At 53.9% G+C, this 22,250-nt stretch carries 21 protein-coding genes; 13 read left to right on the top strand and 8 right to left on the bottom strand.

Annotated elements, in window-relative coordinates:
- The first annotated feature begins 3 nt into the window (after positions 1–3).
- The 3 genes from SG26_RS03125 (at position 4) to SG26_RS21495 (ending at position 3,395) form a co-directional block, all read left to right on the top strand.
- On the top strand, positions 4–702 hold the full coding sequence (locus SG26_RS03125; protein ID WP_050036821.1) for a cytidylyltransferase domain-containing protein: 699 nt from the start codon (positions 4–6) through the stop codon (positions 700–702).
- Between the two features lie 82 nt (positions 703–784).
- Positions 785–2,173 (top strand): glycosyltransferase family 2 protein, encoded by a 1,389-nt coding sequence (locus SG26_RS03120; protein ID WP_050036820.1) that lies wholly within the window; start codon positions 785–787, stop codon positions 2,171–2,173.
- Between the two features lie 460 nt (positions 2,174–2,633).
- Complete coding sequence (locus SG26_RS21495) at positions 2,634–3,395, top strand: DUF563 domain-containing protein (RefSeq protein WP_175055139.1); 762 nt, start codon at positions 2,634–2,636, stop codon at positions 3,393–3,395.
- A 14-nt stretch (positions 3,396–3,409) separates the two neighbouring features.
- Here SG26_RS21495 and SG26_RS03110 read toward each other — a convergent pair whose 3' ends face one another.
- A complete protein-coding gene (locus SG26_RS03110; RefSeq protein ID WP_050036818.1) occupies positions 3,410–4,408 on the bottom strand; it encodes an FkbM family methyltransferase in 999 nt (332 codons plus the stop codon).
- Between the two features lie 111 nt (positions 4,409–4,519).
- Between SG26_RS03110 and SG26_RS03105 the strand changes: the two genes are divergently transcribed.
- From SG26_RS03105 to SG26_RS03090, 4 genes are read left to right on the top strand one after another with little or no spacing between them, the layout of a single operon-like run.
- Positions 4,520–5,524 carry a sugar nucleotidyltransferase gene (locus SG26_RS03105; RefSeq protein WP_050036817.1) on the top strand — a complete coding sequence of 335 codons (1,005 nt, stop codon included), beginning with the start codon at positions 4,520–4,522 and terminating at the stop codon, positions 5,522–5,524.
- A complete protein-coding gene (locus SG26_RS03100; RefSeq protein WP_050036816.1) occupies positions 5,521–6,474 on the top strand; it encodes a GDP-mannose 4,6-dehydratase in 954 nt (317 codons plus the stop codon). The genes SG26_RS03105 and SG26_RS03100 overlap by 4 nt, the downstream gene beginning before the upstream one ends.
- 51 nt (positions 6,475–6,525) lie before the next feature.
- A complete protein-coding gene (locus tag SG26_RS03095; RefSeq protein WP_050036815.1) occupies positions 6,526–7,764 on the top strand; it encodes a DUF563 domain-containing protein in 1,239 nt (412 codons plus the stop codon).
- A 3-nt stretch (positions 7,765–7,767) separates the two neighbouring features.
- Positions 7,768–8,097 (top strand): hypothetical protein, encoded by a 330-nt coding sequence (locus SG26_RS03090; protein WP_050036814.1) that lies wholly within the window; start codon positions 7,768–7,770, stop codon positions 8,095–8,097.
- Between the two features lie 130 nt (positions 8,098–8,227).
- Here SG26_RS03090 and SG26_RS03085 read toward each other — a convergent pair whose 3' ends face one another.
- Together SG26_RS03085 and SG26_RS03080 are read right to left on the bottom strand one after the other, a co-directional pair.
- Positions 8,228–10,027 (bottom strand): ABC transporter ATP-binding protein, encoded by a 1,800-nt coding sequence (locus SG26_RS03085; protein WP_050036813.1) that lies wholly within the window; start codon positions 10,025–10,027, stop codon positions 8,228–8,230.
- 62 nt (positions 10,028–10,089) lie between these two features.
- Positions 10,090–10,908 (bottom strand): NAD(P)-dependent oxidoreductase, encoded by an 819-nt coding sequence (locus SG26_RS03080; RefSeq protein WP_050036812.1) that lies wholly within the window; start codon positions 10,906–10,908, stop codon positions 10,090–10,092.
- Positions 10,909–10,988: 80 nt separating this feature from the next.
- Here SG26_RS03080 and SG26_RS03075 point away from each other — a divergent pair, with 80 nt between their 5' ends.
- Together SG26_RS03075 and SG26_RS20670 are read left to right on the top strand one after the other, a co-directional pair.
- A complete protein-coding gene (locus SG26_RS03075) occupies positions 10,989–12,404 on the top strand; it encodes a sulfatase-like hydrolase/transferase (protein WP_058990832.1) in 1,416 nt (471 codons plus the stop codon).
- Between the two features lie 307 nt (positions 12,405–12,711).
- Positions 12,712–13,347: an IS6 family transposase gene (locus SG26_RS20670; protein WP_079980798.1), complete on the top strand. Its 636-nt coding sequence runs from the start codon at positions 12,712–12,714 to the stop codon at positions 13,345–13,347.
- Here the strand turns inward: SG26_RS20670 and SG26_RS03070 are convergent.
- On the bottom strand, positions 13,335–14,105 hold the full coding sequence (locus SG26_RS03070) for a polysaccharide deacetylase family protein (RefSeq protein ID WP_050036810.1): 771 nt from the start codon (positions 14,103–14,105) through the stop codon (positions 13,335–13,337). The two genes, SG26_RS20670 and SG26_RS03070, sit on opposite strands and share 13 nt — an antisense overlap.
- Positions 14,102–15,220, bottom strand: a complete 1,119-nt coding sequence (locus SG26_RS20665; protein ID WP_079980797.1) for a glycosyltransferase — start codon at positions 15,218–15,220, stop codon at positions 14,102–14,104. The genes SG26_RS03070 and SG26_RS20665 overlap by 4 nt, the downstream gene beginning before the upstream one ends.
- A 165-nt stretch (positions 15,221–15,385) precedes the next feature.
- On the opposite strand from SG26_RS20665, the gene SG26_RS03050 reads away from it, so the two are divergent.
- From SG26_RS03050 to SG26_RS03040, 3 genes are all read left to right on the top strand, one after another.
- A complete protein-coding gene (locus SG26_RS03050; RefSeq protein ID WP_050036806.1) occupies positions 15,386–16,207 on the top strand; it encodes an IS5 family transposase in 822 nt (273 codons plus the stop codon).
- Between the two features lie 76 nt (positions 16,208–16,283).
- Positions 16,284–16,691, top strand: a complete 408-nt coding sequence (locus tag SG26_RS03045; RefSeq protein WP_050036805.1) for a hypothetical protein — start codon at positions 16,284–16,286, stop codon at positions 16,689–16,691.
- Between the two features lie 162 nt (positions 16,692–16,853).
- Positions 16,854–17,963 (top strand): glycosyltransferase, encoded by a 1,110-nt coding sequence (locus SG26_RS03040; RefSeq protein WP_050036804.1) that lies wholly within the window; start codon positions 16,854–16,856, stop codon positions 17,961–17,963.
- Between the two features lie 663 nt (positions 17,964–18,626).
- Here the strand turns inward: SG26_RS03040 and SG26_RS03035 are convergent.
- The 3 genes from SG26_RS03035 to SG26_RS21770 all read right to left on the bottom strand — a co-directional run bounded on the left by SG26_RS03035 (position 18,627) and on the right by SG26_RS21770 (position 20,874).
- Positions 18,627–19,073, bottom strand: a complete 447-nt coding sequence (locus tag SG26_RS03035) for a hypothetical protein (protein WP_050036803.1) — start codon at positions 19,071–19,073, stop codon at positions 18,627–18,629.
- A 49-nt stretch (positions 19,074–19,122) separates the two neighbouring features.
- Positions 19,123–20,538, bottom strand: a complete 1,416-nt coding sequence (locus tag SG26_RS03030) for a DUF4330 family protein (protein WP_050036802.1) — start codon at positions 20,536–20,538, stop codon at positions 19,123–19,125.
- A gap of 222 nt (positions 20,539–20,760) precedes the next feature.
- Positions 20,761–20,874: a DUF2089 domain-containing protein gene (locus SG26_RS21770; RefSeq protein ID WP_218587543.1), complete on the bottom strand. Its 114-nt coding sequence runs from the start codon at positions 20,872–20,874 to the stop codon at positions 20,761–20,763.
- A gap of 538 nt (positions 20,875–21,412) precedes the next feature.
- On the opposite strand from SG26_RS21770, the gene SG26_RS03025 reads away from it, so the two are divergent.
- On the top strand, positions 21,413–22,171 hold the full coding sequence (locus SG26_RS03025) for a helix-turn-helix domain-containing protein (RefSeq protein ID WP_050038239.1): 759 nt from the start codon (positions 21,413–21,415) through the stop codon (positions 22,169–22,171).
- Positions 22,172–22,250 lie beyond the last annotated feature (79 nt).

The following is a 22,250-nucleotide window of genomic DNA, read 5'->3' as shown; positions in this document are numbered from 1 at the left end:
CCGATGACGAACGTCACAGCTATCATTCCGGCACGCGGCGGTTCGCAGGGTATCCCGCTGAAGAACATCAAGGAGATAAATGATGATCCACTGGTTGGCATCGCCGCCCGCCACGGTCTCGAGGCCGACAACATCAACCGAACGGTCGTCAACAGCGACCACCCCGAGATCAGAGCGGCAGGCGAGGAGTACGGTGCCGATATCATGGACCGTCCAGAGCGGTTTACACAGGACGACTCCGTTCAGGAGGTCGACCGACTCTTGCAGTGGTGTGTCGAGGAACTCGAAGCGGAGGGGCCAGAGATAGACGTCGTCGTCCTTCTGTATCCCACGGCACCGCTCCGAACTGTCGAAACCGTCGAAGAGACTGTCTCACGGGTCGTCGACGACGGCCACGACTCGGCGCTGACGCTGTACGAAGACGACAGCTATCTCTGGGAGCGCGGCGGAGAGACCGTTTCGCCGACGAACTACGACCCGAAAAAGCGAGGCCCGCGCCAGAAAGAAGACTGGAACCAGTGGGTAGAGAACAAGGCCGTCTACGCAATGGACCGTGATCTCTTGATGGAGACTGGCTGTCGGATTGGGGGGTCGATTGGTTACGTCGAGATGCCAGAATGGAGATCGGTCGATGTCGACGCGCCACGTGATCTTGAGTTAGCCCGTCTGCTCACGGAGAACCCACCTTCGGACGGCATATAGCTGGACAGACACGACCCAGCAAACGACAGATACTATCCCGACCGCAAGAGACTAAAAGACTACTACCACGGTTCGAGCTACTATGATATCACTTATTATCCGGACCTACAACGAAGAGAAGTGGATCGGCCAGTGTTTACGAACGGTCCAGAAACAGGAGGTCGACCAGGAGACAGAAGTCATCCTCGTCGACAACCAGAGTACCGACAAGACCGTCGAGAAGGCCACCCATGTCTATCCCGAGTTGACACTGGTCGAGATATCCGACTACATGCCCGGCTGGGCGCTCAACGAGGGGATCCGTGCCTCGGGCGGCGAGTACATCGTTTGTCTGTCGGCCCACTGTATCCCCGTTGACGATCAATGGCTACAGACACTCGTGGACAACTTCGATCACGAGGCGAACGTGGCCGGCGTGTATGGCCGTCAGGTTCCCGTAGAGGCGTCGGACCCGGTCGACAAGCGGGACTTGATCCGGACTTTCGGTCTTGAGCGGCGTTTGCAGGACCGGGACACCTTTTTTCACAACGCCAACAGTGTGCTCCGCCGAGAGGTGTGGGAGGAGTATCCATTCAAGGAGGATGTCCCGAATATCGAGGACCAGATATGGGGTAACGAGGTGATCGACGCTGGCTACACGCTTGTCTACGAACCGGACGCTGCAGTTTATCACCACCACGGAATCAATCAAGGCAACGACCGTGGACGGACCAAAAGCGTCGTCCGAACGATGGAGAACAATGAGATTCAGCCCGAAGACAAGCTGAGTCAGGACCTCCACGGAAACCCACTTGATCCTGAGGAACTCGATATTGTCGCTGTGGTCCCGGTGAGACATCACGGCAACTCGGTCGTCGACCTTAACGAGTCACTCGTTAGACGGACTATCGACGCTGCAGCCGAGTCAACATACATTGACGATATCGTTCTCTCGACCGATACGGAGGCTGTCGCTGACAGAGCGTCTGAGTGGGGTGCCAAAGCCCCGTTCCTTCGGCCCGACGAACTGTCGGCCAAAGACGTTCCCGTCATCGAGGTGTTCAAATATTCGCTGAAGCAACTCGAGGCCAGTGACCGGTATCCTGACCTTGTCGTCCCGCTAGAGGTTACGCACCCGTTTCGGCCGCGAGGGATGCTTGACGGCCTCATCGAACAACTTGTCCGAGAAGGCCACGATAGTGTCGTCGCAAGCTTTCCCGAGTTCCGGCCGTGCTGGCTTCAATCAGAAGACGGCGAGTTAGACCGGATCAACGAAGACACGCAATTCAGAGCGGACCGCGATCCAGTCCAGATTGGGCTCACAAGCCTAGGCTGTGTCACGTATCCCGACCAGATTCGACGTGGTCGACGGACAGCTGAGGACACCGGTATCTACGAGGTAGAGAACCCGATCGCGACCATCGAGATTCGTTCCAGTGACGACCTTGAACACTGGGAGCGGCTGAAAGATGTCAGTAGCATAATTCCATGAGCTCCCTTGATTTGGCCAACGACTGCTGGGCAAACGTGGTTCAATGAGTCTGATAACACGTCTTCAATCGAAACTTCTGCGAGTGCCGAAACAGTACGTATTGTCAAATTCGCTAGGCGGAGATGCCGTCATGGCGAGGGGCCGGTCATGGGAAATCGACGCTGCACACACGGTTACACTGAAGCGATGTTCCGGATTTCCTGATGAATTCAGTGAACTTCTCGGTTCATACACGGTCGACCCGAATCGGATCTATGAGGTGAGTGAACCACGACTAGCGGGCAAACATTGTATCGGCCGACTTGACGGTTGTGTTCTGCTCGACACGATTTCCGGAAGTCAGGAGCGCTTGTTTAAGGCCCTCTCGAAGCTAGATCTCAGGACCCAACTGTCGTTCGTGGGAACTGCAGCAGGCGTGTACACCCCGGACGCTGTACCGGTCGAGACCCCGCTGTTTCACATGGTTGACTCGACCACATCATACTTCGCCTGGATCGTCGAGTATCTTCCGAAGCTATGGGCGTACGATCAGTACGTCGAGCGAACTGGTATAACCCCAGAACTCTTGATCAAACAGGACCCACCAGAGTGGATGGTACAATCTCTATCAGTTCTAGGGTACGACAGGATACGGCGGTTCAGTGGTGACCCGATTCGTCCAGAGACACTCGCCGTCTCGACACACTACTACCACAATCTCGAGGATATGTACAACTTTCCTGTCCCCAGTGCTGGCTACAACTACACGCCCAATCCGAGGGGATACCAGTGGATTCGCGACAACATCGACCAACGTGTGGATGACTCGTCCGGATACAACCGGGTGTACATTTCTCGGGCCGACGCAAGCCGGCGAACAGTTGTCAACGAAAATGAAGTAGTCGACACGCTCGAATCGCTGGGTTTCAAATCTGTTCAGATGGCACAACTGTCGTTCCGAGACCAGGTTCGATTGATGCGTGAGTGTGAGATACTCGTCGGCGTTCACGGAGCGGGACTCGCCAATATGCTGTTCGCCCGAAATCCGACGGTCATCGAACTCGTTCCAGAAGCATACCGACGGGCGCACTTCGCCTGTCTCGCCCGGTCGCTTGGTTTCAGGTATCAAAACATGACTGTCGTGTCTCTCGATGACCACCCACGTCAGAAGTATCGGAGCGTCAAAGTGGACACAGACAGAATGGCAGAGACGATACGCCGTGTGGCTGATCGGGGGCGGTGAGTACGGTGGTGTCGTCACCGACGTGGAGATATATCGTCTAATAAGTCTAGAACTTCCTTCCGTTCAGGCTCCGGTATCAGCGACTCGTTTTTCTTCAGTATCCGTGTCGCCACAGTCCTCTTTCGCAGTAATAGCGATAATATTAGTTGTTTGTAAACTTTCGGCCTCGTTTCGGCACTGAGCTTGAGGTACTGAATGTCGGCCTCGAGTAACTCCCCGTCCGGATTTATTACCTCACTGGCTGGGTTTCCGGAGGGGGTCGAATGGGGGTCTATATCGATGATCGTCACATCGTAGGCGTCAAGGGTCTCTTGGATGTCCCAGATGAGGTTCTGACCGACGTACACGGGTTTGAAGTGTGTTTCAAATTCTATCCCCATTATGTCGGACAACGTATCGTCCGCACCCCTAATGACATCACCTTCACTCCCCTGTACGTCCATTTGGACAAAATCGAATCGTTTGTTGTTAGAGTTACAGAAGGCATCGACGGAATCTACGTCAACGGTCATAGTATCCTCGACTTCGCCTTGACCCTCGTAGGAGTCAAATTGAGTGAGTAGGTCCTCGTTAGGTTTGTACAGACTCGACCAACTCCGCATCTGTGTCAGGTACAGCGTCCGCTTGCCTTCACGCTCGGCAAACGCGATTGGGTAGAAATCGTAGTCAGGATAGCGCTCGTTCAGTGCAGCACACTCTTCGGTATCCGGTTCGATTCCTGTGTACTCTAATTTTCCGAGAGTGTCGAGGATTTCGAGGCGTGCTTTCGGTCCGTCCCGAGCCCCGATATCGAGCACATGTATCGTCGGTGACGGCAGGTCTGAATTGTCGTATATGCGTTGTATTATACGTTCGTACTCCCTCTGGTAGTCGTGGGTATCTAGTGCGAGATATCCCTCGTTCACGGTGAGTATCTGCCAGTGCTTCTTGATTGGAGTTGGTATCTGACCGAAAATCGGACGCAAGATAGGTCGGAACACCGCTTTGATGACCTGCAGTAGGCTCGGAGCCATACTTTTGTTAAAACCGGATTCATAGATATACGTATCCCCTCCTAGAACAGTCGCTCTCTGGAATAATAAATGACGACAACCATTTGTATACCCCTCACGAGGGCAAACATAATGAAGGCAGTTATTCCGGCAGCAGGGCAGGGAACACGTCTCTATCCACAAACGTACACGAAACCGAAGCCGCTGGTATGCATTGCTGGGAAGCCACTTCTCGGTCACATTCTGGACAACCTCGTTGAGAGTCGCATTGACGACGTCATCATCATCGTCGGCGTGATGCGGGACATGGTCGTTGATTACGTCGAAGAGAACTACAGTGACTTGTTCACACTCAGTTTCGTCGACCAGAAGCAGACGGAAGGACTTGGGCACAGTGTCTACCAAGCTCGCCCCGTGGTCGATGATGAACCGATTTGTATCCTTCTGGGAGACATGCTGTTCGATAACACCTATGAGTCGTTTCTGCAGGCCCACGAGCGGATTGAGGACTGTGCTGGCACTGTGGGAGTCAAGCAGGTCGACAACCCGACAAGCTACGGCATCGTGACGCTTGACGAGGAAGGTCAGATTGTTGACCTCGTCGAGAAGCCGACCGATCCCGACTCAGACCTCGCCATCAGTGGCGTCTACTGTATCGAGGATTCTGCGGCCCTATTCGAGGAATTGGCGTTTCTGATCGAGTCGGACATTCGCGGTACGGGCGGCGAGTACCAGTTGACAGATGCTCTCAGTCGGATGGTTGACTCGGGACTGAACCTGCGTACTTTTGAGGTCAACGATTGGTATGACTGTGGGCGCCCGGAGACACTACTCAAAGCCAACCAGCTACTGTTGCGGCGGAACGGGACAGACGACACCGAACCCGAGTCTAGCGTCGTCATCCCGCCAGTCGACATCGCAGATGATGCCGACGTAGTTCATAGTGTCGTTGGACCGGATGTCAGTATCGACGCCGGTGCTAAGATTGTCGACAGTCGCATCAAATGCTCTATCATCGGCGAAGAATCGAGTGTGAGAGAGACCAACATCGCGGACAGTATCGTCGGCGACCACTCTGAGGTGAGTGGCGTCTCGAACTCTCTCAACATTGGTGACTGGAGTGAGGTGGAGCTATGAAGAGCGTCGTCGTTGGCGGGGCTGGGTTCGTCGGAAGTCACCTCTGTGAACACCTGCTCAAGGATGGACGCGAAGTCGTCTGTATCGACAACTGCAGTAGCGGCAGAGTCGAGAACCTCGACGAGTTCCATTCCCATGGCCGGTTCACCTTCGTCGAAGGCGATATACTGGACGGCGTTGAGACGGTCCTCCGTCAAGGCAATTGTGATCCGGCGTCGGTCGACCGACTCTACCATCTGGCTTCGCGCGCATCCCCGGTTGATTTCAAAGAACATCCGCTGGACATCGCTCGCGTCAACAGTGAAGGGACACGTCTCATTCTAGAATTCTGTGCTGATACCGGTGCGCGAGCCCTTTTCGCGAGTACCAGTGAGGTGTACGGTGACCCGGAAGTCCACCCTCAACACGAGGAGTACTACGGGAACGTCAACCCGCGTGGGCCGCGTGCGTGCTACGACGAAGGTAAACGATTCGGAGAAATGCTCACGGGCGTATATCACCGTCAGTATGGCGTCGACGTCAGGACTGTTCGACTGTTCAATACGTACGGGCCACGGATGCAAGCAGACGACGGACGAGTCATCCCAACGTTCGTGACACAGGCGCTCGCCGGTGAGGACTTGACCGTGTACGGTGATGGGCAGCAGACACGGTCGTTCCTGTATGTGAGTGACCTTTGCCAGGGACTCGCCGAAACGATGGACTGCGACGGACTTGACGGTCAGGTCTTGAACCTCGGCTCCACGTCGGAGGTGACAATAGAATCTCTAGCCGAGAATGTCATGTCACTGGTCAATACTGAGAGCGAGATCACGTACGAACCGCTTCCGGAAGACGACCCACAGCGCCGTAGACCAGATATCGACCGAGCCCGGCACCTCATAGGTTGGGAACCGAAAGTTGAGTTTGAAAACGGACTAGAACGGACTATCGATTACTTCCGTTCGTAACCGCCACTCTCGTTGGTTTTAAATACGCGGATCATCTTCGAATCTTCGAAGATGGATCTCCAGAAACTGTTTACTGCTGCCAAAGCCAAATTCCTGGCCGAAGGACCTGAGAGCGTTGCTACAGCGATCCCCCCGTTTTTACTCAGCCGCTTCATTTTTAGCCCGTACTTTTTTCCCGAGGAGCGGATTCTCCGTTCAGATGACCTCCACAAGTACTCGCAAACGACCGGTCGTGTCTGGCAGTACGAAAATGGACGGGAAGCGTCTGTTACCCCGGTGCGTGAGTCGGAGAAACTACCGTGGAATTTCCGCCAGTGGGAACGGGTGTACGATGAAGGATCGTCGTATCTCTATGAAATCCCCAACTGCCGACTGATCGGAAAGGAAGCGATTGGATTCAACGCCGAGGGTGACATACTCCTAAATCTTGCTCGAAACCACCATCATAATCTACTCGTCCGTGCCAACGAAGTCGTTGCCGGGGGCAGTGGCGGGATCCGTGAACGGTCCCGGTATCTTTTTCCGTCGGTAGGGTCGCCAGATGTGACATACAGTGTCGTGTTTCAGATGGTGGCCGACCCTGAGAACTACTACACATGGGTAACAGAGCACCTTCCGAAACTTCGAGGCGTCAAGACATACGTAGACGAGACCGGCCTCAAGCCGACTCTATTGTTGCGTCCTGATCCCCCTTCGTACATGACTGAGTCGCTTGAACTGCTTGGCTTCGACTCCTACGAGTGGGCGATGTCGTCGACGGGGATCAGTGCAGTCGACCGGCTCGTGGCATGTACTCATCGTCGACACAATGTCGGCGGTCGGTACGAGCCGCATCCCTCTGGATACGAGTGGCTACGTGATTGTACTGTCGACAATGTCGACGCTGCAGACGCCCCTAGTCGTGTGTGGGTGTCACGACAGGATGCTACTGTGAGAAAAGCCACAAACTCTGATGCAGTTATCGAGGCTCTCTCTGAACGCGGATTCAAGTCGGTAACTCCTGGCGAAATGTCGTTCAAAGATCAGGTGACGATGTTCGCCAGTGCTGATGTCGTCGCAGGGATTCACGGCGCCGGACTCACAAACATGATATGGTCGGATGATCCGCATATCATCGAAGTGATCCCCGAAGACAAACTGACGAATCTGCAGGGACCGACTTACTATTGTCTCGCACGAAATCTCGGATACGACTACGACTTCATTACTGCCAAGGGTGGGGTTGACGGCGTGGATATAGACGTCACAGCTCTGTGTAACGCGGTCGACGAACGACTCGAGGAGAACTAAACTATGTCTGCGAATCCGATACTGTCCGATGACGAACTGAAGCGTAAGGCACTCGACTACGTCAGCATGTACTACAAAGAAGACAATCTGGACGTGGTCGAGTTCCGGCGCTTGGCGGATGTCGCCTGCGTCTCGATGCTCGGCGATGCTGCTCTCGGCAACGTAATCGCTGGCGCTGTCGAAGCCGTCCGTTGCTTGGACGCCGATAGTACGTATCTCAGTCCGCGACGACGGTGGGTCGTGGAGGTGAAAACCGGTACGGGGACCATCGCCGCGGTAAAGACGCCGATGTCGGCCGCCAGCCAACGGGAGTTAGTGGACAGTGTCGACTGACGGCCCGCGCTGCAAAGTACGCCTAGCGTCATAACCGGACAACCTCCCATTCAAATTATACGAAAGCGTCTTTTGAGACTCGAATAAACACAGAATGTTAATACTTTCCTGAGAACCCCGCCGGATGAGATCAATTGGACGCAATCTGTGACTGGTACAGGTCGGCGTACGTTCCACCGTTGTCGATGAGGTCATCGTGCGGACCGACCTCGGAAATCTCACCCTGCTTGATAGTGTAGATTCGGTCGGCATTTTTCACCGTCGAGAGGCGGTGAGCGATGGCGACCACTAGATAATCCTGATCCATCGATTCGATCGACCGCTGGACGTCCTGTTCGATTCCCGTATCGAGGTCGCTGGTCGCTTCGTCGAGCAACAACACGGAGGCGTCTTTCAGCAACGCCCTCGCGAGCGCAACACGCTGGCGCTGTCCACCGGACAACTGGACACCGTCTTCGCCGAGTTTTGTCTGGTAGCCGTCGTTCAGATCATCGAAAAACTCAGAGACTCTGGCGATCTCGCACACCCGGTTGACTTCCTCTTCTGTCGGGTCGTCGGCTCCGATAGTGAGGTTGAACCACAGTGTCCCGTTGAATATGTACGGGTCCTGTCTGACGAATGCAATCTCTTCGCGCCATGACTGGATATCGAACTCCGTGATTGGTGTGTCGTCTGCCAGTATCTGCCCGCTGTCGGGGTCGTACATCCGGATCAATAGCGAGGCGATAGTCGACTTCCCGGCTCCAGACTGTCCGACGAAGGCGACGAATTCACCACGCTCTGCCGCAAAAGAGACACCGTTAAGTACCGGTTCGTTCGGTTCGTACGCGAACGACACGTCCTGATACTCGATACGCTGTACTCGTTCTGGGACTTGTTTCCCGTTGCCACTGGACAGCACCACCGTGCTGAGTGTCTCCTCGAATCGGTACGACCGAACCAGATGCGGAAGATCAGATTCAAGATTGTAGAACTTGTTGTTCAGCGCACTCGCGTTCGGTGCCAACCGGAACATGGCGAACAGGAACATCCCGAGTTCCCCGAACGAGAGCGATGTCCACCTAATCCCCGCGTAGACGAGAAAGAACACTGTTACTGCACTCGAAAGCTGATAGACGTTCTGTATCGCAGCGACGTTCCGACGCTTTTTGATCTTGTTCTCGGAAAACCGGGAGAGGGCATCGTCGAACAGGCTCCTGAAGTGATCGCTGACACCGTACAACTTCACTGCCCTGATCCCTTGAACACCTTCCTGTGCGTACCTGTGTGCGTCCTCGTTGGCGTCGGCAAGGCGACCACCGATAGCGTATCCGGATTCGAGTCCCACGCGGACCACGACCGTGAGTACCCCGAGCAGCACGACTGCAAGTACGGTCAGCAGGGGGGCAAGATACAGTGCGATGCCGAGATAGACCAGAGAGATAGTCACTATCTGGATCAGCGACATGGTGTTCTGGAGAGCACTCCCAGCGTTGCGGTTGTGTGTGATGATGTCGTTGAGCACTTCGTCACTGCCGTGTCGGTCATAAAACTCGACAGGCGCAGCGAGCGCTTTGTCGAACGTCCGTCGTTTCAGATCCGTCATGAAATGCACTCGCAATCGCTCACGGAGCCACGTCGCCATAAACGTCGCTGCGTACCGGGTGAACAGGACGACCGAGACGCCAAGGATGATGTATTCGAGTGTGAACGGCACACCGATCACCTCAAACAAATCGAAGAACAGCCCCGTCACACCGGATATGTCACTGCTAGCGGGATCTCGCGTGAGTTCGATGATCGGGACTATGAATCCGAGACCGAACCCTTCGAGGGTAGCCGCAATCAAATTGAATAGCAGAACCGCACCGAGGAGTGGCAGATTGTATCTGCTTGCCCGTAACAGGCTCTCTATTTTTTCTCGGCGTGTAACCGCTATGTCCTCGCTCATCTGTTTAATTCTCAAGAATGGGATAGTCATCTAATATCTGTCGACTCCGCGGGGCCAGTGTACTATGCCGTTGGGGGCTCGGCCCACTCGTCACCGTTGTCGACAGGTTCGTACCCCAGCACTGTTTTCGCGTGTTCGATGTCCATCCACCGCCGGTCGTTGTCACTGACGCCGTAGAATATATCATACTCGACTGTGTCGTCGTTGAGACAGGCTGCGATCATCGACGCGATGTCACGCCTCGACTGCCAGGTCGATTTCATCCGACGGACGGCCTGTCGGTATGCCTCGCTCTCGCGATCGTATACCCCTTCGCTGACATCGCGCTCTGCGTCAGCGTAGGGGTGGTCCTCGCTCGGTCCTCGAACACTGCCGATACGCAGGACGTATACTCGTTCCGGTGACTCGAAGTTTTCGACGTAGTAGCGGCCCATTCCCTCCAGGAACACCTTCGACGAACCGTACAGCGAGTCCGGCCGGACCTGGGTTGACCTGTCGGCAGTCCAGTCGTAGTCCAAACTGTACAGTTCGGGCGCACGCTCCTGTTCGGACATTCCGATCACATGATTGGTCGACGCCAGGACGACGCTGTCGACACCATTTCGCTTGGCCACTTCGAGGCAGTTGTAGCTGCCGACGACGTTACTCTGAAGTACACTAGGCCAATCAGCATCGACGCGCGACGCCGCTGCGAGGTGGATGATGTCATCGACACCCTCAGCGGCCTCGTCGAAGTCGGGGTAAGAAGCGACGTCCCCGACGATGCTCTCGTGCTCGGGATGAGTCGTACGGTCGAAGCACGTACAATTGAAAGAGTTGGTTTGGTGTTCGAGAAATGCGCTCCCGACACGGCCGAACGCACCTGTTAGCAGGACACTCATAGATCAAGATATTAGCTGGTCGCCCGATAAGCTTCCGGGAAACAACAACCTTGATGTCCGAACTGGGCTTGTTACCAAGTATGTCACGTAACGTCGTCTTCATTTATCTCGACTCTGTTCGGAAGGACTACTTTGACGAGTATGCGCCACGGCTAGCGGCGCTTGCAGACACATCGTTTGAGCAGTGTCGTGCGCCGAGTGGTTGGAGTCTCCCAAGCCACGCGAGTCTTCTCAGCGGCACATTGGCACACCAGCACGGCATCTCTCCGAAAGGACAGCAAACATTCGAAGCACTGCCGCTGTCGGAGACGTTTCTGTCACGACTCCCCAATCACATGAAAATCGGTGTTTCCGGCAACACTTTTGCTAGCGAGGCATTTGCGTTTGATCAGTACTTCGACGACTTCATTACCTACTCCGGATACAAACTTTTCCAGCGTGGTCAATTACGCAGCGACATTGTCGACCCCGCTATCGACAGTGCCATACGTCGATACGCTGCGTTCGTTCGCACGTCACTTTCCGAACCGTACCCACTTCGGACGCTGGGTAACGGCGTGTATTCAAAGGTGGCAGCGGGCCGTTGGCTCCTCTCGGCCCTTCCCGGGGTCACTGTGTCAGGGGGTGATGCCACAAGGATGTCACAGACGGCTCGCCAACTCGTAACAAACACTGATGAGCCGTACTTTCTGTTTATGAACTACATGGACGCTCACTCCCCATTCACTGACGAAAACTTCTTTTCTGAAGGGCCTTACGACGTCCCCAACGAATGGCACAGCGACACCCTACCGACCGACGTACGTATCACCCCGGAGCCATTCGATGACCACCAACAGGACCGTGACTACTACCGTGACCTGTATGCGAACTCAATCGACTATTTGGATCGAACGCTTGAACCGTTCATCCGGTGGCTCGTCGATACCGCCAATCATGAGACGACAGTTGTCGTGACGGCTGATCACGGTGAGAGTCTCGGCTATCCGGACGATGAGTACATGATCGGGCATTCAAACCTGTGTGAGGCAATCGCTCATGTCCCCTTCGTCGTCGTAAACCCTCCTGATTCGTCGCCAGAACTGATCGACGAGTACACATCTCACTTAGATGTTGGTGACCTCCTCGTTGAGTTTGCAAACGACTGCCCTGTTCCCGAGTCTATTGGACGCGACCGCGTGTTCGCAGAGGTGCTACGAGCCGGCGGTATTAAACGGTCCGATAGTGAAGATATACCCCATCTTAACCGTGCTGTCCGCTCGCTGTGGGACAGTCAGACACGTTTTGTATGGGACTCGAACGGGCACTGTGATGAGTACACGGTTGACCCAGACAAACCCACAAGACAGACACATGTTCGGTCACTTAATTCGCCACCAGAGGTTGAACAAACAGCGTTCGACGCTCCGATCGGAACATTCGCCGACATCGACTCGGCCGGAATTGACGTGAGCGAGACAACGGAGGATCGTCTGCGGGAACTCGGTTACCTGTGATATGACGGAGCGAGGGAGGCCTCACAACAGACTACAAGCAGTCGGCGTAGCGGCGGCGAATTCGTTGACGACGGTCTGATTTTTGCACGGGTTTCGGCAAACTTCACCTCAGTTTGATCCTATGCTCTGTCTTCATACTCTTTTGTTCTAGCTATGATTGGCCTGTTATTCCGTTGTTAATTACAGATGTCAAGATCCATATCGAAAGGTTTTGAACGCATCTCCGCCATATAATGCTGCCTCCGTAAAAAATGCATAGTGTTCAGATAAGGATTGAAGAGTGAGGCACGGCGGTTTTGAAGTGTCTATGCCCAAAAACGCCGGCCTCGGCGGTAGTATCGACCAAACCGACTTAGATTTTGTGGAGCGAGAAGCGACACCGCGACTGCTGATGAAGCTGAGTATTCAATTGCATTTGGCTGGACTATCACTTTCGAATACTGTCTCAGTTCTTGAGGTATTCGGTGTCCAACGCGCTCGATCAACGGTCTATAATTGGGTTCACAAAGCAGATTTACAGCCCAAAGATGGACAGTCACCGGATCACGTTGCGGTTGACGAAACTGTGATCCAACTCAACGGTGAGAGATATTGGCTGTACGCCGCTGTCGATCCACAAACGAACAAATTACTCCATACGAATCTTAGACCAACTACAACGAAGGTTCTCGCCCATGCATTTCTCATCGAACTCTCTGAGAAACACGACGTCGACGACGCCGTGTTTCTCGTCGATGGCTCCAGATCGTTACAAGCTGGATGTCAACGACATGGCTTCGATTTCAGATACGAAAAACATGGAAATCGGAATGCTGTTGAACGTGTCTTCAGAGAAATAAAACGACGAACTGTCTGTTTCTCAAACTGTTTCAGCAACGCCGAAGCGGAAACAGCCGATGATTGGCTCAGATCGTTCAGCTTCGCATGGAATCAGCTTATCTGAACACGATGGTCGGAGCGAACAGCCAACCCGTTTAGAGACACCGGCTCGGTGAACTCGCCAACCCTAGCCAGATACCGCTCAATACGTTGCCTCACGGGGGGTTCGGAGAGGTCATAGTCGTGAAATCCAACCATGAGATATGACGGATTAGCAGCCAAGATTCGCCAAGTCGCAGCGTAACAGGCGAGACATCGGGGTGTACTCCTTAGGAGCGCGTCAATCGAGAGTGGCAATGTTTCGACATTCCACGAGAGGAAGCGACTCCGGAAGAGCCGAGAACCATACACTGAGAGCGGGAATTCAACCAAGCCGTGAATCCGATATGGCTCGCGATGTTCAATCGGTCGGTGGGATGCGTCATACTCGAAACCGGTTGCAGCCAGAGCCCGCAGAAGCGTCTCAGAGAATGACCACCGTCCAGCCCGAAAGAGTTGCGGGCGCTCCCCAAGATGCGACTCAAAGACATCGATTCCCTGATAAAGAAAAGACTCAACCGTGTCCTGATGATATTCTCCGAGCCATACCTCGTCCCCGCCCAGCCGTTCGGGGTGGATATGAAGACCCACCGCGTGGCCATCAGCAAGCCATTGTTCGACGGTTGATGTTTTCTCTCGGATCACATCGGGTGTGACGAACAGCGTCGCGGGAAGTGCTAAGTTTGAAAGCGTCTGGGCGAGCAGCCCGACGTTATGGTAAGATCCGGATTCAACAGCTCCCTCAACATCGACGGTAATAAGAAAGGGTGTTCGGTCGGTCATGTCGCGATCGCTCCTAGGATTTGGTCTGCAAATCGCTCCATCGAATACAGTTCTAGCGTTTCTTCGTCGATTTCTCGTGTTTGTTTGAGCTGTGCTTCTTGAATCGTGTCACTTAGCTTCTCTACGGAGTTCAGATGGAGACGTGGATGGTCAATTTCAGGAAGAATGCCGACGGGTGTCGCGAAGACAGTACAACCGAGCGCAAGCCCTTCGAATATGACAGCACCGTACGATTCGGCATCTGAAGGTAACAGTAGCCCATCAGACGCAGCAATGACCGACAGTGTCTCTTCATGTGAGAGTTGACCACACATCATCACCTGTTCTTGCATCCCTTCGGTCTCGATCGCACGTTGTACAGCTTCACGCTCTGGTCCGTCGCCGATTACTACCAGTCGATACGATGGGGGAAGCTCCGAAAGGATCTTGACTGCCCCGGGAACGTTTTTCTCCTCACTCAACCGTCCGGCAAAAACAAAAAGTCGCTCATCGGGGCCAGCATATTCCGAGCGAACGTCGGTCTCTTGAGCACGTGTATACGCACCCCGGATGCGATCCTCATTCAGTATCCCGTGAATCAATCGTACATCAGCGTCAGAATGCCGCTTAATCAGATCCCGAATCTCTGGGAGACGACAAAAGACAGTGTCAGCCAGACCGTATGTGAAGTTAAGTCGTTCAAGAACTAGCCGAAGACGGGATTGCGCTTCTGGACGCATTGACGGCGTATAGCCGACGAACGAGATATTTGGAATCTCTTGCTGATGTCCGAATGCCGAGGCCACCCAGTGAAGTGTGTTCGACGCCGAATAGACGGCATCGAACTGCCGATCACGAGCCCACCATTGCAGCCAGGCAAATAATGCTCCTGAGTGAAAGAGTCGAGTTGTAGTCGATACCGGCGATGCTGGTGGAATTGAGCGCGGATGAGCAGGGAAAGGACGAGTGATCTCAATACCGTCAACGAATTCGAATGCAGAAGTATTTGGACGGCGGGGAGTAACTACAGAAACATCATGACCGCGTCGAGTGGCAATTTGAGCAAATCGCCATCGTGCGTGTGCCCCACCGCTTACGCTTGGATAAAAATCCTCGGTGAAGACGAGAAGGTGCATGGGTTCGGCTATATTTCGGGGATATTTGAGTGTTTCTGAGTCGTATGAAGTAGGGAGATACCCACTTTGATTGGATCACCTACCTCAATCGCAGAGTTATCTATGATAAACTTGGCTCTGTTGAAATCCTCAGAGAGATACATGTTCGTTCTGTAATTCCACGAGATGAAGGCCCTCCCGAAGTCGCAGATTCTCCGTTTTACTGAGAAGGCGATCCATCTGGCACGCCGAGCCGTCTCTCGATACTCCTCGAAGTTCTCCAAACACCGCTATACACTCCCTCAACATGTTGTTTTGTTGTGCCTCAAAATTCGGAAGAATACGACCTACCGTGGTCTGCTTGACGAATTGATCGAGATGCCACGCATCCGTCGTGTTCTCGGACTAGCCGAACTTCCTACGCCATCAACTCTCTGTAAGGCATTCAACCGGCTTGATATGGCTGTGTGGCGTGTCATATTGACTCTCTCAGCCACTTTGCTTCCGACAAGCGGCGTTGTTGGGGTTGATGCGTCAGGATTCGATCGCAGTCACGCCTCGAAACACTACACGAAACGAGCCGAACTCACGATTCAGCAGCTCAAGGTGACACTGCTGGTCGATACGAAAGTGAACGCAATTCTCGATCTACACGTGACGACGACACGAAAGCACGATAGCCAGATCGCCCCATCTTTGATCAAGCGCAACCCCGAAAGCATCGATATTCTGCTCGGAGACAAAGGGTACGACGACCAAAAAATCAGGCGACTGGCCCGTCAACACGAGGTTCGTCCACTGATTAAGCATCGTGAGTTCACGTCACTCCACCGAGCATGGAACGCACGCTTAGACGCTGATCTCTACGGCCAACGGAGTCAATCAGAGACTGTCAACTCAACACTCAAGCGGAAGTACGGTGCATTCGTCCGCTCACGACGATGGTGGAAGCAGTTCCGTGAACTCACTATCGCCTGTCTCAGTCACAATATTGACCGATCACTCTAAACGGTTAGTATAGTTGGTTGTTGTATCACGAGTGCTGGGCACAAAAGATATCCTCCACTAATTGGTATGATGTAGTATGGTCGAAATTAGTGTGACCCGCTTGGTCGCTGGCGACGACCGACCGACCAGCACACTATATTCTGGCGTCGCTGTAGCCCTTGCTGTACTGTTCTTTGGTGGGTTCGTTCTTGTTGGTCAGATAGATTGGGTCACGCTTCCAGTCAGGTGGCATCTCGGAGTAGTCGCGGTGATGTTGATTTTCTCAGGGTTTCAGGCATACAGCAACCGCGGTCTCCTCATTTCAGTCATACTCGCAGTAGCTCCCGCGATCGGATACTACCTTTCTCTCTCCCTCTTCGGAATGAGTGGCCCGTCGCATCCATCTGTGCCCGAGGCTTTTGGTTTGGCTCTGCTATTCGGTCTCCCGATTGGTGTAACCGGCTATGCGATCGGCCGAACCCTCCGATTTGTGGCCGATAGATAACCACTCTTCAGCGAACGGCTGTTTCATGCTGTGTTGTGTCTGAAGAATAGGATTTCAACAGAGCCATAAACTTGGAATTCCCTAAACAAGAGAGATATCGAACCTGTTTTGAGCCTGCTGTGTCAAGACATAGACAATCACCACAAAATCTCACTACTAAACATGGACATTCTTCAAGTTAATAAATTCTACTACCCAGAGGTGGGTGGTATCGAAAACGTCGTCCAAAACATTGCTGAAGGGCTCCCAAGTTCGTATACAACACGCGTTTTAGCCGCACGCCCAAAGGGATTTGGAGGCAAAGAACGACATAACGGGATTAGTGTAACAAAGACATCAAGTCTTGGAGTCACTATGTCGGTTCCACTTGCACCAACATTTCCAGTGCAACTACGGGTTGCAGCTAGAAACGCCGATATTGTCCACCATCATCTTCCAAATCCCCTTTCGACTGTTTCACAACTGACCGCCGGGACTGGCGATGCAGCAGTTATCGCAACGTATCACAGCGACATAGTTCGACAAGCAACTGCACTCAAAGCGTATCGACCCATTCTCGAACGGTTTCTCAACCGTGTTGACCGTATTCTCGTTACATCTGAGCCCATGCTCGACCACTCAACAATACTCGATCAATATAAAGAAAAATGTGATGTTATTCCTCTTTCAATCGATCTCGATACTATAGATGCTGAGAATCCGCAACCACTTGGTATAGACACTACCAGTCCAGTTATCCTGTTCGTCGGGCGGCTCAACTACTACAAGGGCGTTGAGTATCTGGTTGACGCCATGAAACAGATTGATGCAACACTGTTGATTGCTGGAGACGGAAATAAGAAATCAGAACTAGAGCAGCGCGCGCAAAAACAGGGTGTTGCTAGCCAAATTCACTTCCTCGGATACGTCCCTGATTCACAACTGGCAAGTGCCTATCGAGCGGCCGATGTCTTTGTCCTTCCCTCTACCGAGCCCAGTGAGGCATTTGGAATCGTTCAGCTTGAGGCGATGGCTCGAGGCCTTCCCGTGGTGAATACGTCGCTTCCGACAGGAGTACCGTGGGTAAGTCAGGACGGGAAAACAGGGCTCACCGTCCCGCCACGTAATAGCGTTGCTTTAGCTGAAGCAGTGAACACTCTGCTTGAAGATGATGCTAAACGCCGCCGCTATGGTGCACAAGCGCGAAAACGGATTGAAAGATCTTTCACTCGTAATCAAATGCTGGAGAAAATCCAAACCATCTATCGACAAGAACTCACTATTAATAGTTAATACCTATTTAAATTGAAGATGGTTTTCACTAAGGACAGAGTGTTATACAGATGGTGGAAATTATAACTGAATATGTTTATTTTCTATTTTTATCCACACCTGATTACCATGCCATTTGATTCGTCACGTCCCCGTACTCTCCCCTCACATGTAGATCCTTGCAGTGCAGCAACTATTTCGAATGTTGGTTTCCGAGTGCTACGAATCCGGGGTCATCACAACTGGGGAATCCGGTCACATATGTTCATAGGTCAATCGAATCGATTCGCCGGTCCCGAATGTGGGGCTCGTCATGAATCTCCGACTCGTCACCCGAGACGACGGTATTCATCTGCCTCGGCATGTTATATGATATCACTGCAATGGGCTTTACGCTTTGCCGTCACAGTGTAGCCGCCGGGGGAAAAGAGTCACGTCGCGTGTTTCGACAGGGTAGCAGTCGAACGCCCACGGACGCCGTTCCGCGTGTCTCGGAGGATCGTCGTTATCTCTCGTTTGACTACTTGTTTGACCTGTGGACGATATCACGCCAAAGCGAAGTCGGTTCGTACCCGAACTTGATTCGGAACCAATAGGTTGTCATCCGCTTACTTTGTCGGTGCTGTTTTTTGAGGGACTCGAAATGCCGGCATGGTAGAGTACTGAACGGAATGTTCTGGAAAGTCAGGACGGTTCGTCTTCGTCAGGCTCCGGATCATCCGCTACGGTGCGTTCTCGTTCCGGAGGCTCCGGTGGTGCCAAGACCGAGACTACGAGTTTGTAGCCACGCGTCTCGGCAAGCGGGTCAAACACCTCCTCACTAAGCCGTTCAAACACTCGGCTCGCGGCAGACTCCACACGCGACTGATTCCAAGCGTCTTCAATATGTGGAATAAGCGTATCCAGCAGCGTAATAAACGGACCGACAGTGTACGTCTCTCGAAGATCGATAACGATGATGTCTGGGTCAGGTTCCTTCGTGAGCCAGCGATAGCAATACGACTCCCGAACGAACTCACTTACACGAGTGCCGATCGCTCGCCCGGTGCTGATGACCTGTGACCCGTCGCTAATCGCGCTGATTTTCTCTCCGACAGTGTCAGGGTTTAGCGACCCGGATTCCTCGGACATCCGATTACATACTGGTTTGAGTGATCTACCATACCGTTTATGATGTTGTTCAGAGCCCAACACTCACGACCGTCGCTTCAATAGTGATTGTCCCCAGATTGATCACAACTGTCGAGCCCTGCTGGAGAGACTCGCCTTTGAACTGGACACCGCTTGTCGACTCGCGGACCCGGAGTTCAGTCGTGATAGTGATATCACGCAAGTACGGATGATCAGCGACGTTTACCGTGCCGTTATCGCCCGTCGTAATGATGACAGATGGCTCGGTATTGACGCGGCTGACGCGAGCGATTGTTTCGCCACCACTGGTCTCGGTCATGCCGGGTTCGATCGCATCCGCCATGTCCGCACGCATGTCGGTCATCCGCAGGGTTACCGTCCGATTGGTGAGCGTTCCACGCGGTTCGAGTGCGCCAACACGTTCGATGGTGCCGGAGAGTTCGTAGCTTTCGGTCGAAATAGTGATGTTGTTCCCACGCTGGACGGCGGCGCTACCGAACTGCTGACGACCGGCGTTTTCGAGAGTGGCCAACGAGAGCCCCACGAGCACGCGTTTGCGGTCGGGGTTCTGTGTCGCGTACGTGGTAACCGTTCGTACTTCGGCTGCCTCGTACCCGGCGACGGTAGTGACGTCGCCGGCAGCGATACGGCCAGCCGTTTCTGCATCGACGGTTGTCTCGAGGAGCACATCGGTAGTCGTTGGCTGGAGGCCGCTATCCACCTTTTCAATGCGACCATCGAAGGTGTAGTCTTCGGCCGGGAGCGTGACCGTCTGCCCGCGCCGCATCTGTGTGCCGCCGAACCGACGGTCAGACTGCTGTCTGTGTGTGTCGAGTTCTGCTTCGACGAAGACGGTCTGTTCGGTTGAATCACTGGTCGCGTACGCGGCGACATCTTCGATAGTCGCGACAGTGCGTCCGCTGAGTCGGATCTCATCACCGGGAGTGACGTCTCGCGCTTCGGCGGTGGCCATGGTGTCTCTGAGAACCACCGTCGTGTCTTCCTGAATGAAGCTGTTGTCACCACCCACTGCACGGATCTGACCGTCTACTTCGTATCGACTCGTCGCGATGGTCAGCGGTCGTCCGAGGCGCGGGGGCGCATTCGCATATGTGAGACTGTCCCCGTCAGGCGGTCCCTGAAGCGTAGCGCGTAAGATGACACGTGTCTGGTTGCCCTGCGGTGTCAGATGGACGTCTGTGATCGTGAGCTGTGAATTACCGCTTGGACTGTACGTATCTCCCTCGGTGATTTCTGAGACGATGTATGAGGGTTGTGTCCCGAGATCGAGGGTGACGTTGGTAGTATTTGGATCAGGTGGCTCTGGCTCCGGTTGGAGGACAAGTGCGGCGCCTGCCACAACGACCGCAATGACGAGCAGGACGGCCAGTGCATCGACGACGTTGACGAGGCCGAAGAGGTTTCCATCCTCGTCGAGGAGGGCCGGCGAACGACTATCTGCCATACTGTAGGCATTTTTTCGGAGTGGTTTGGCTGTTTCGTTGTACTACTATGACTGTGCACCTCTCAATTTGCACTTCTCTAAGTAATTCCAGTCCGTCAGTAAAGATACCGTTCTGACTGATTCCTCATCTCCCGGGCCGAGTGTAGTTAGTCGTCACAATCATTCAGGTCTCGCTCCAACTGAACTATGGAGACCCCACAACGAGTGAAATCTCAATCGGTTCTATGCCTCGTACGACTCTAAGCTCGTGCCACAGTCCGGACACTCACCGTCAGTGATCGTTACCTGCGCGTCACATGCAGGACAGTAGTCGCGGTAACACGCTGGGTCGCCCATAATCGTCTATACATTCCAATGGATTGAGAACGTTGCCCCGACTGCGGCCAGTCAACGCAGCGAAGTTGCAAGTATAGCAACCGGCAACCACTGCTCGACTGCACCGACCCCTCCGTTTCGTATGACTTGCAAGGGTGGAATAGACCAGCTGAGACCGACAAACCGACCGAACACCGTCCTTTGCCAATCTGCGGGTGTCCACCCCACGTCAACACCACCGGAACAAGGTGAATGACCGCTGTCGTATCTGACTAGATCGGTGGATGACCCAGCCGGCGTATGCCGTATCTGATCGGCCAATATGGCTGATTTCGTGGGACAGCACCCTACTCGAAGCCAGTCCGGAACCACCGTGAAGTAGGACTTATTTCATTCAGTTTGAGTTGTCCCAGCGAAACCTGCTATTGGAAGATACTGTTCTGTCTCGACAGGTGGTCAAACACCGGACCCACAGAGTGGCTATTAGTATAGTCTCTTTATTATCAGACACTATCTATATAGTGATAATGTCCTTGTGCCCGATTCGATTGGTGTCTACATGCGCAACACCGGCGACCAGGGATCGGCAACCGAGGCAGACCAGCCAGTCGATGGTGCTGGACACGGGCCGGCAAGCCCATCGGAGACGGATGGGACACCACGGGAGAACAGCCTCGGTGTCGATCTGTGTCTGAGTCATCCGGAGCTGGTTCTGACGGAGGCAGTCGAGAGCACGCCGGACATAACAGTCCGTCCGGAACAGATGGTCGACGACGGGACGTCGAGCTTTCTGGTGATAGAAGCCGTCGGTGAGGGCCTTGACCAGTTCGAAGCAGAACTGGAGAGGGATAGTACGGTATACGAGCCTGTCGTGTTAGACTGGACGGAGACGAACCGCGTCTATCGGGTTAGGGTGGCCGACAGCGCCATCCGACTCACGCCCTCGCTCGTCCGAGCCGGTGGACGGGTGCTCGACATCGAAGGGACGGGTGGACAGTGGCAGGTACAGGCGCAGTTTCGGTCGCGAGCGGCACTGTCGCAGTTCCGATCTGAGTGCTCTGAACGGAGTATCACGTTTAGACTTGATCGACTGTACTGGACCTCTGGGGAGGCAAACACCGGCGTATGCGGACTGACCGCAGACCAGCAAGTCGCGCTCGAGACGGCACACAGAGAGGGGTACTTCGACGTGCCCCGTGGCATCTCACAGGCTGAGCTGGCGGACAAACTCGACATTTCGCCATCGGCGATGTCACAGCGGATTCGGCGGGGGATGGATCAGGTCGTTGGGTCGGAGCTCGGGTTATCCGATGAGTAAGTAGTTGGGACGCAGCCGAAACCATCATTGAATTATCAGGTGTGTCTAGAAGTGACAAGGAGACTATGTGCCAAAAAGG

The sequence above is a fragment of the Haloarcula sp. CBA1115 genome (assembly GCF_000827835.1).
Lineage (GTDB): Archaea > Halobacteriota > Halobacteria > Halobacteriales > Haloarculaceae > Haloarcula > Haloarcula hispanica.
This window is presented reverse-complemented; position numbering and strand designations above follow the sequence as displayed.

Bases quoted from the DNA above. Each gene is read 5' to 3' on its own strand.
- SG26_RS03120 (WP_050036820.1), top strand. From the start codon at position 785: ATGATATCACTTATTATCCGGACCTACAACGAAGAGAAGTGGATCGGC.
- SG26_RS20665 (WP_079980797.1), bottom strand. From the start codon at position 15,220: ATGCACCTTCTCGTCTTCACCGAGGATTTTTATCCAAGCGTAAGCGGT.
- SG26_RS03025 (WP_050038239.1), top strand. From the start codon at position 21,413: ATGCGCAACACCGGCGACCAGGGATCGGCAACCGAGGCAGACCAGCCA.
- SG26_RS03080 (WP_050036812.1), bottom strand. From the start codon at position 10,908: ATGAGTGTCCTGCTAACAGGTGCGTTCGGCCGTGTCGGGAGCGCATTT.
- SG26_RS03105 (WP_050036817.1), top strand. From the start codon at position 4,520: ATGAAGGCAGTTATTCCGGCAGCAGGGCAGGGAACACGTCTCTATCCA.
- SG26_RS03100 (WP_050036816.1), top strand. From the start codon at position 5,521: ATGAAGAGCGTCGTCGTTGGCGGGGCTGGGTTCGTCGGAAGTCACCTC.
- SG26_RS03090 (WP_050036814.1), top strand. From the start codon at position 7,768: ATGTCTGCGAATCCGATACTGTCCGATGACGAACTGAAGCGTAAGGCA.
- SG26_RS03035 (WP_050036803.1), bottom strand. From the start codon at position 19,073: ATGTCCGAGGAATCCGGGTCGCTAAACCCTGACACTGTCGGAGAGAAA.
- SG26_RS20670 (WP_079980798.1), top strand. From the start codon at position 12,712: ATGCCCAAAAACGCCGGCCTCGGCGGTAGTATCGACCAAACCGACTTA.
- SG26_RS03070 (WP_050036810.1), bottom strand. From the start codon at position 14,105: ATGACCGACCGAACACCCTTTCTTATTACCGTCGATGTTGAGGGAGCT.
- SG26_RS21770 (WP_218587543.1), bottom strand. From the start codon at position 20,874: ATGGGCGACCCAGCGTGTTACCGCGACTACTGTCCTGCATGTGACGCG.
- SG26_RS03125 (WP_050036821.1), top strand. From the start codon at position 4: ATGACGAACGTCACAGCTATCATTCCGGCACGCGGCGGTTCGCAGGGT.
- SG26_RS03085 (WP_050036813.1), bottom strand. From the start codon at position 10,027: ATGAGCGAGGACATAGCGGTTACACGCCGAGAAAAAATAGAGAGCCTG.
- SG26_RS03095 (WP_050036815.1), top strand. From the start codon at position 6,526: ATGGATCTCCAGAAACTGTTTACTGCTGCCAAAGCCAAATTCCTGGCC.
- SG26_RS03050 (WP_050036806.1), top strand. From the start codon at position 15,386: ATGAAGGCCCTCCCGAAGTCGCAGATTCTCCGTTTTACTGAGAAGGCG.
- SG26_RS03110 (WP_050036818.1), bottom strand. From the start codon at position 4,408: ATGGCTCCGAGCCTACTGCAGGTCATCAAAGCGGTGTTCCGACCTATC.
- SG26_RS03045 (WP_050036805.1), top strand. From the start codon at position 16,284: ATGGTCGAAATTAGTGTGACCCGCTTGGTCGCTGGCGACGACCGACCG.
- SG26_RS21495 (WP_175055139.1), top strand. From the start codon at position 2,634: ATGGTTGACTCGACCACATCATACTTCGCCTGGATCGTCGAGTATCTT.
- SG26_RS03030 (WP_050036802.1), bottom strand. From the start codon at position 20,538: ATGGCAGATAGTCGTTCGCCGGCCCTCCTCGACGAGGATGGAAACCTC.
- SG26_RS03040 (WP_050036804.1), top strand. From the start codon at position 16,854: ATGGACATTCTTCAAGTTAATAAATTCTACTACCCAGAGGTGGGTGGT.
- SG26_RS03075 (WP_058990832.1), top strand. From the start codon at position 10,989: ATGTCACGTAACGTCGTCTTCATTTATCTCGACTCTGTTCGGAAGGAC.